The organism is Salibaculum griseiflavum (assembly GCF_003129565.1).
GTDB lineage: Bacteria > Pseudomonadota > Alphaproteobacteria > Rhodobacterales > Rhodobacteraceae > Salibaculum > Salibaculum griseiflavum.
On the sequence record NZ_QETF01000026.1, the window covers coordinates 21154 to 28330 of the forward strand.

Consider the following 7177-nt stretch of genomic DNA (forward strand, 5'->3'; position numbering starts at 1 on the left):
ACCTCTGGGCTGTCCTAGAGTCCGAAAAACCGGGGCAGCCCGAACGAAATCAAGCGGCCATTGGCCAGGGAAAGACGACATGGCGGACACGTCAGGCGGAGACAGCAAAAACACGCTCTATTGCAGCTTTTGCGGCAAGAGCCAGCACGAGGTGCGCAAACTGATCGCGGGACCGACCGTGTTCATCTGCGACGAATGTGTCGAGCTGTGCATGGATATCATCCGCGAAGAGACGAAATCCTCGTCGCTCAAATCGTCCGAAGGTGTGCCGACGCCGCAGGATATCTGCACCGTTCTGGACGATTACGTGATCGGTCAGGCGATGGCCAAGCGGGTGCTGTCGGTTGCGGTTCACAACCACTACAAACGCCTCAACCACGCCGACAAGGCCGATATCGAACTGGCCAAGTCGAACATCCTGCTGATCGGTCCGACGGGCTGCGGCAAGACGCTGCTGGCGCAGACGCTGGCGCGTATCCTCGACGTGCCCTTCACCATGGCCGACGCAACCACGCTGACCGAGGCCGGTTACGTGGGCGAGGACGTGGAAAACATCATCCTCAAGCTGCTGCAGGCCAGCGAATACAACGTGGAACGGGCGCAGCGCGGCATCGTCTATATCGACGAGGTCGACAAGATCACTCGCAAGTCCGACAACCCCTCGATCACCCGCGATGTGTCGGGCGAGGGCGTGCAGCAGGCCTTGCTGAAGATCATGGAAGGCACCGTCGCCTCCGTGCCGCCGCAGGGCGGGCGCAAGCATCCGCAGCAGGAATTCCTGCAGGTGGACACCACGAACATCCTGTTCATTTGCGGTGGCGCCTTTGCGGGCCTCGACAAGATCATTTCCCAGCGCGGCAAGGGCAGTGCCATGGGCTTTGGCGCCGATGTGCGCGACAACGATGATCGCGGCGTGGGCGAGGTCTTTCAGGATCTTGAACCCGAGGACCTTCTTAAATTCGGCCTGATCCCGGAATTCGTTGGCCGTCTGCCGGTCATCGCGACCCTCGAAGATCTGGACGAAGACGCGCTGATCACCATCCTGACCGAGCCGAAGAACGCATTGGTCAAGCAGTACCAGCGCCTGTTCGAGTTGGAAGACGCGCAGCTGACCTTTACCGATGACGCCCTGCGTGCCATCGCCAAACGTGCCATCGAACGCAAGACCGGTGCACGTGGCCTGCGCTCGATCATGGAGGACATCCTGCTGGATACCATGTTCGACCTGCCCGGCATGGACACGGTGACCGAGGTCGTCGTCAACGAAGAGGCGGTGGGCGCCGATGCCGCGCCGCTGATGATCCATGACGAGGGCAAGAAGGAAAGCGCCAGCGCGGGCTGACCGGATCAAACGGGTTCAGGGGCGGCATCGATGCCGCCCTTTTTCATTTCGGGGCAGGCATGACCGACCGCATCTCCACCGGATCGCCCTTCGAGGAACAGATCGGCTATTCGCGGGCCGTTGTCTGCGATGGCTGGGTCTTCGTCGCGGGAACCACCGGTTACGACTATGCCACCATGACAATGCCGGACGCGATCGAGGACCAGTGCCGCAACACGCTGGCTACGATCGAGGCGGCCCTTAACGAGGCGGGCGCGGGGCTCGATGATGTTGTCCGCGTGCGCTACATCGTGCCCGATGCGGCGCAGTGGCCGAAATGCTGGCCGATCACCTCGGCAGCCTTCGCCCGCGCCAGACCGGCCGCAACGATGCTGTCCGCGGCCCTGCAAACGCCCGAAATGAAGATCGAGATCGAGGTCACGGCCCGCCTGCCACGGTGAAAACCCGCCTTGACGGCACGCAGGCTCTGGACTGTCGCGCGCCAATTCGGCATACCCGTCCCAACAGTCAGGAGAGCACAATGGGCGTCCTCAACTTCATCAAGCGCATCTTTGTCTGGTGGGATGGCCAGACCCTCGGCACGCAGCTTTTCACCTGGCGCAAGGGCGAGAAGGTGGGCGAGGACGAGCAGGGCAACACCTATTACCGCAACGCCGATGACAGCAAGCGCTGGGTCATCTTCAATGGCGAGGTCGAGGGCAGCCGGATCTCCCCCGACTGGCACGGCTGGCTGCACCGCACCTGGGACGAGCCGCCCAGCGACAAGCCCCTGGTCCACAAGGACTGGGAAAAGCCGCATATTCCGAACCTGACCGGCACCGCGCAGGCTTATGCGCCCAAGGGGTCGATCCGTCGGGCCGAGCCGATGCCCCGGTCGGATTACGAGGCCTGGACGCCGGAGTAAGGCGCATGCGCGAAACCACGACAGAGGTGATAACGGGCGCGCTGGTCCTGGCCGTGGCCGCGGGGTTCCTGTGGTATTTCACCCAGGCGACCGGGCTGGGCGACCGGTCGGACAGCTATGACCTGAGCGCCAATTTCCGCTCTGCCGAGGGGCTGACCGTGGGCACCGACATCCGGCTGGCCGGCGTGTCCGTAGGCGCCGTGACCGATCTGTCGCTGAACCCCGAAACCTATCGCGCCGAGGCGGTGCTGAGCATTCGCGAGGGGATCGCCATCCCCGATGACAGCGCCGCCGTGGTGGCCTCCGAGGGGCTTCTGGGCGGCACCTTCGTCGAGATCGTGCCGGGTGGTTCCTTCGCCTATCTCGAAGAGGGGCAGGTTGTCACGAACACCCAAGGCGCGGTCAGCGTGATTCAATTGCTGACCAAGTTCGTCTCGGGCGGGGACGAGGAATGATCCGGACGCTGGCCCTCGCCGCTATTCTTGTCGCCGGGGCCGCCGCTGCACAGGACACGGGCGACCTTCCCCCGCTGGACCTTTCCGATCCGGACCTCTTCGAGAGCGATCCCCAGCAGCCGACCCTCGATGGGCTCGGGGCGGCCGATCAACCGGAAGAGACCCCGACCGAAACCGCCCTTGCGCCCGCTGCGACGACGGCGGCTGGCGGCACGCTGCGTGTTCTCGACAAGATCACCGGCACGGTGCGCGACCTTGACCTTGCCAATGGCGAGCGTGCCGAGGTCGGCAACCTGTCGGTCGAGATGGGGGAATGCCGCTTTCCGACCGGCAATCCCTCGGGCGACGCCTACATGTTGCTGACAATCCACTACAACAACGCGCCCGAGCCGATTTTCCGTGGTTGGATGATCGCCAGTGCCCCGGCGCTGAACGCGCTGGATCACCAGCGCTACGATGTCTGGGCGTTGCGCTGCACCAATTCCTGACCGGTCGGCGGAGGGCTTGTGGCATCAAAATGGGCGCGGCGGTCCAGCGCCTCGGCCAGCCGTTGACGATAGGCGCCCCTGGGGATTTCGAGGCCCCCCAGGCTCCGCAGATGCGGTGTGATGAACTGGGTGTCGAACAGGGTGAAGCCACCCAGCCGCAGCCTGTCGACCAGGTGCGCCAGCGCGACCTTCGAGGCATCGGTGCGACGCGAGAACATGCTCTCCCCGAAGAACGCCGCGCCCAGGGTGATGCCGAACACCCCGCCCACAAGTGACCCCTCCGCATCGCGAATCTCGCAGGAATGCGCATGCCCCCGGTGGGCCAACTCTTCATAGAGCGCCCGCAACGTGGCGTTGATCCAGGTTTCCGGGCGATCCGCGCAGCCCGCGACGACACCGGGGAAATCTGTGCCGAATGTGACCTGGAAGCGTTCGGCACGCAGGGTGCGGGCAAGCGACCGGGAGATATGGAAGCCATCCAGGGGCAGGATGCCGCGCTGGCGCGGATCGACCCAGAACAGTTCCGGGTCGTCCTCGTTCTCGGCCATCGGAAAGATGCCGCTGGCATAGGCGGCAAGCAACGTATCCGCAGAGAGTCCTTGCCGCATCACTCTTACACCGGCCGGGTCAGGGTATCTTGTTCCGGATCATCATATCGGCAATGTATCCACGGTAACAAGGAGTGTGCCGAGATGGGGTTTTTCGATTTCGTTTCCGACCTGGATGCCTACATGGACAATCCCAAGGCGGCGCTGCGGCTGAACAAGCGGCGCGATGTCCTGATCGAACCTTTCCTGGACGAGATCAAGGGTGCGACGGTTCTCGATTTGGGCGCCTATGACGGGCGTTGGTCCTATGCCTTTGCCGGGGCGGGGGCGAAGAAAGTCGTGGGAATCGAAGGGCGTGCGGAGACCGCGGCGCGACTGGCCGACTATCCGGACGCCAAGCTTCGCAAGACGATCGACATGCGGGTCGGCGACCTGTTCGACGAGATCGACAAGGCCGTGGAGGCGGGCGAAACCTATGACGTGATCGCGGTGTTCGGCATTCTCTATCACATCATGGATCACCTGCGGCTGTTCATCAGCCTGCGCAAGCTCAAGCCGAAACTGATCATCGTCGACAGTGAGTTCGTGCAGCGCCCCGGCGCGACGATTCACCTGTCGCGTGAAAAAACAGACAAGCCGCTGAACGCGCTTCCTCAGATCGCGGGCCAGCACGAGGCGGTCAAGGGGGTGATGAGCTTTCGCGCGCTGGAAGTGATCGCCGAATGCCTCGATCTTGACCTGGACTGGTCCGATTGGGACGCACTGGATGACCGCACGGGTGTCCCCGACTATTTCCGAACCAAAGGGGCACGGCGGGCCACCTGCGTGATGCGGCCACGCGGCCTCTAGCGGTGCGTCACGCCGGCAGGTTTTCTTCCAGCCAGTGTTCCAGCCAGTGGATGTTGTAGTCCCCTGTCTGGACGGCCTCTTCCTGCAACAGCGCATGAAACAGCGGCACGGTGGTGTCGATGCCGTCCACGATCAGCTCTCCAAGGGCACGGGCCAGACGCGCCAATGCCTCGGGCCGGTCGCGGCCATGCACGATCAGCTTGCCGATCAGGCTGTCGTAATAGGGCGGAATGGAATAGCCGTCATAAAGCGCGCTGTCCATCCGGACACCAAGCCCGCCGGGCTGATGGAACTGGGTGATCTTGCCGGGGCAGGGCGCGAAATTCGGCAGTTTCTCGGCGTTGATCCGCACCTCGATGGCATGGCCGTTGATCTCCAGGTCATCCTGGTTGAACGACAGGGGCAGGCCCGAGGCCACGCGGATCTGTTCGCGCACAAGGTCCTGGCCGAAGATCGCCTCGGTCACCGGGTGTTCGACCTGCAGGCGGGTGTTCATCTCGATGAAATAGAACTCGCCCTTCTCGTAAAGGAACTCGATCGTGCCGGCGCCGATATAGTTGATCTTGGCCACGGCATCGGCGCAGGTCTTGCCGATGCGGGCACGTTCCTCGGCGCTGATCGCGGGGCCGGGGGCCTCTTCGAAAACCTTCTGGTGGCGGCGCTGCAGGGAACAGTCGCGTTCACCCAGATGCACTGCCTTGCCCTTGCCATCACCGAAGACCTGGATCTCGATGTGACGCGGCGTGGTCAGGTATTTCTCGATATAGACATCAGGGTTGCCAAAGGCGGCCTTGCCCTCGGCCCGCGCGGTCTGGAACGCGCTTTTCATCTCCTCGGCGTTCTGCGCCACCTTCATGCCGCGCCCGCCGCCGCCGGCGGTCGCCTTGACGATGACCGGGTAGCCGATCTCTTCGCCGATACGCATGGCGTCTTCAAGGCTGTCGACGCCGCCATCGGATCCGGGTACGCAAGGCACGCCAAGCGCCTTCATCGTGTCCTTGGCGGTGATCTTGTCGCCCATCACCCGGATATGCTCGGCGGTGGGGCCGATGAAGGTCAGGTCGTGGTCCTCGACGATCTGCACGAATTGCGCGTTTTCCGACAGGAAGCCATAGCCCGGATGGATCGCCTGCGCCCCCGTCACCTCGGCCGCCGAGATGATGGCCGGATAGTTCAGATAGCTCTGCGGACTGGGGGCGGGGCCGATGCAGACGCTTTCATCGGCCATCCGCACATGCATTGCGTCGGCGTCGGCCGTGGAGTGCACGGCGACGCTGGCAATGCCCATTTCGCGGCAGGCCCGGATGACCCGCAGCGCGATCTCGCCCCGGTTCGCGATCAGGATCTTGTCGAACATCTGCGGCCCCTTACTCGACCACGACGAGCGGTGTGCCGAACTCGACCGGGTCGCCGTCGCCCACGAGGATACGCTTGACCGTGCCGGATTTCGGCGCGGGGATGTGGTTCATGGTCTTCATCGCCTCGACGATCAGCAGGGTGTCCCCCTCGCTGACCTGTGCGCCGACCGAGATGAAGGCCGGTGCGCCCGGTTCGGGTTGCAGGTAGACGGTGCCGACCATGGGCGAGGTCACAGCGCCGGGGTGGCTGGCCGGGTCGCCCTCGCTCGCCGCTTCCGGGGCGGGGGCGGGGGCCGGCGCCGAAGCGACGGGTGCCGGAGCGGCCGCAACGTGCTGTGCCGCCGGTGCGGGCTGCATCTGGGTCTGGCGGCTTACGCGCACATTCAGGCTGTCGTTCTCGCCGTAGTCACGCTTGACCTGAAGCTCGGTCAGGTCGTTTTCGTGAAGCAGTTCGGCCAGCGCCTGGATGAAACTTACATCGGACTCGTGCGGCGTTTTCTTGGTCATTCTTTCCTCAGCCGGTTGCCTGTCACCTTTTCGCGGACGCTTTGGAACGCATCCGTTCCAATCGCACATACACCAAGGGAACGGCTGTGGAAAGCGGGGCCTCGAAAAATGCGCGCGGGTTCAGCCGTCGCGCTGTCCGGAGCCGGCGCCGTCGTCGCTGGCGCGTTCTGGCAGCATGGCGATGCCATAGGGTTTGAGCGTGCGCTCTGCCTCGGTCACCGGGGCATCGGGGCGGGCACGGGCATCCGGTTCGCTGCCGCGCAGCGCGGCCTGGCCGATCAGCGCCTGTTGCGAAGGGACCGGCGGCACCGGCAAGGGCAGGTCCGGGGTCGCATCGCGGGCCAATGCAACCGTATCGGCGGCCGGGCGGGTGTCGGGCTGCACCAGCGGGGCGGGTGCAAAACCGGGAAGTGCGGACAGTTCCATTTTCAGGGCTCCACTCATGAAACCCCCACCACCGGATATCATGCCAGATTCGCGCGCCGAAATCGCTAACGGAGAAGGGAAATACGGGGCAAACTGCGGCGGATTTGCGTAAAATGAAACGGGCCGCCTCGAAAGGCGGCCCGTCCTTGATGAAAGCGGCGCTTGCCTATCGATTCATCCTGTTTTCGATGAGGTCATCGACGACGGAGGGGTCTGCGAGGGTTGAGGTGTCGCCGAGGCTGCCGTAGTCGTTCTCGGCGATTTTGCGCAGGATGCGGCGCATGATCTTGCCGGAGCGGG

General features: G+C 64.0%; 10 protein-coding genes. 6 read left to right on the forward strand and 4 right to left on the reverse strand.

The annotated features are described in order from the left end of the window. Positions 1-79 precede the first annotated feature (79 nt). The 5 genes from clpX to DFK10_RS16735 all read left to right on the forward strand — a co-directional run bounded on the left by clpX (position 80) and on the right by DFK10_RS16735 (position 3189). On the forward strand, positions 80-1342 hold the full coding sequence (clpX, locus tag DFK10_RS15625; RefSeq protein WP_109389967.1) for an ATP-dependent Clp protease ATP-binding subunit ClpX: 1263 nt from the start codon (positions 80-82) through the stop codon (positions 1340-1342). Positions 1343-1401: 59 nt separating this feature from the next. Next, positions 1402-1782, forward strand: a complete 381-nt coding sequence (locus DFK10_RS15630) for a RidA family protein (protein ID WP_109389968.1) — start codon at positions 1402-1404, stop codon at positions 1780-1782. Positions 1783-1862: 80 nt separating this feature from the next. Continuing rightward, on the forward strand, positions 1863-2246 hold the full coding sequence (locus tag DFK10_RS15635) for an NADH:ubiquinone oxidoreductase subunit NDUFA12 (RefSeq protein ID WP_109389969.1): 384 nt from the start codon (positions 1863-1865) through the stop codon (positions 2244-2246). 5 nt (positions 2247-2251) lie between these two features. After that, positions 2252-2701: an outer membrane lipid asymmetry maintenance protein MlaD gene (gene mlaD, locus DFK10_RS15640; RefSeq protein ID WP_109389970.1), complete on the forward strand. Its 450-nt coding sequence runs from the start codon at positions 2252-2254 to the stop codon at positions 2699-2701. Further along, the gene (locus tag DFK10_RS16735; protein ID WP_109389971.1) at positions 2698-3189 is read left to right on the forward strand and encodes a DUF2155 domain-containing protein; all 492 of its coding nucleotides are present in this window, start codon (positions 2698-2700) and stop codon (positions 3187-3189) included. Before mlaD ends, DFK10_RS16735 begins: the two co-directional genes overlap by 4 nt. Here the strand turns inward: DFK10_RS16735 and aat are convergent. Next, positions 3153-3797 carry a leucyl/phenylalanyl-tRNA--protein transferase gene (gene aat / locus DFK10_RS15650; protein ID WP_109389972.1) on the reverse strand — a complete coding sequence of 215 codons (645 nt, stop codon included), beginning with the start codon at positions 3795-3797 and terminating at the stop codon, positions 3153-3155. The two genes, DFK10_RS16735 and aat, sit on opposite strands and share 37 nt — an antisense overlap. Before the next feature lie 84 nt (positions 3798-3881). Between aat and DFK10_RS15655 the strand changes: the two genes are divergently transcribed. Then, positions 3882-4586, forward strand: a complete 705-nt coding sequence (locus DFK10_RS15655) for a class I SAM-dependent methyltransferase (protein ID WP_109389973.1) — start codon at positions 3882-3884, stop codon at positions 4584-4586. A 7-nt stretch (positions 4587-4593) separates the two neighbouring features. Here DFK10_RS15655 and accC read toward each other — a convergent pair whose 3' ends face one another. From accC to DFK10_RS15670, 3 genes are all read right to left on the reverse strand, one after another. Continuing rightward, entirely contained in the window at positions 4594-5943 is a 1350-nt protein-coding gene (accC, locus tag DFK10_RS15660) for an acetyl-CoA carboxylase biotin carboxylase subunit (protein WP_109389974.1), read from the reverse strand. A 10-nt stretch (positions 5944-5953) separates the two neighbouring features. After that, a complete protein-coding gene (gene accB / locus DFK10_RS15665) occupies positions 5954-6451 on the reverse strand; it encodes an acetyl-CoA carboxylase biotin carboxyl carrier protein (protein ID WP_109389975.1) in 498 nt (165 codons plus the stop codon). Positions 6452-6571: 120 nt separating this feature from the next. Beyond that, positions 6572-6877, reverse strand: coding sequence for a hypothetical protein (locus tag DFK10_RS15670; protein ID WP_109389976.1), 306 nt, complete (start codon positions 6875-6877; stop codon positions 6572-6574). Positions 6878-7177: the final 300 nt, after the last annotated feature.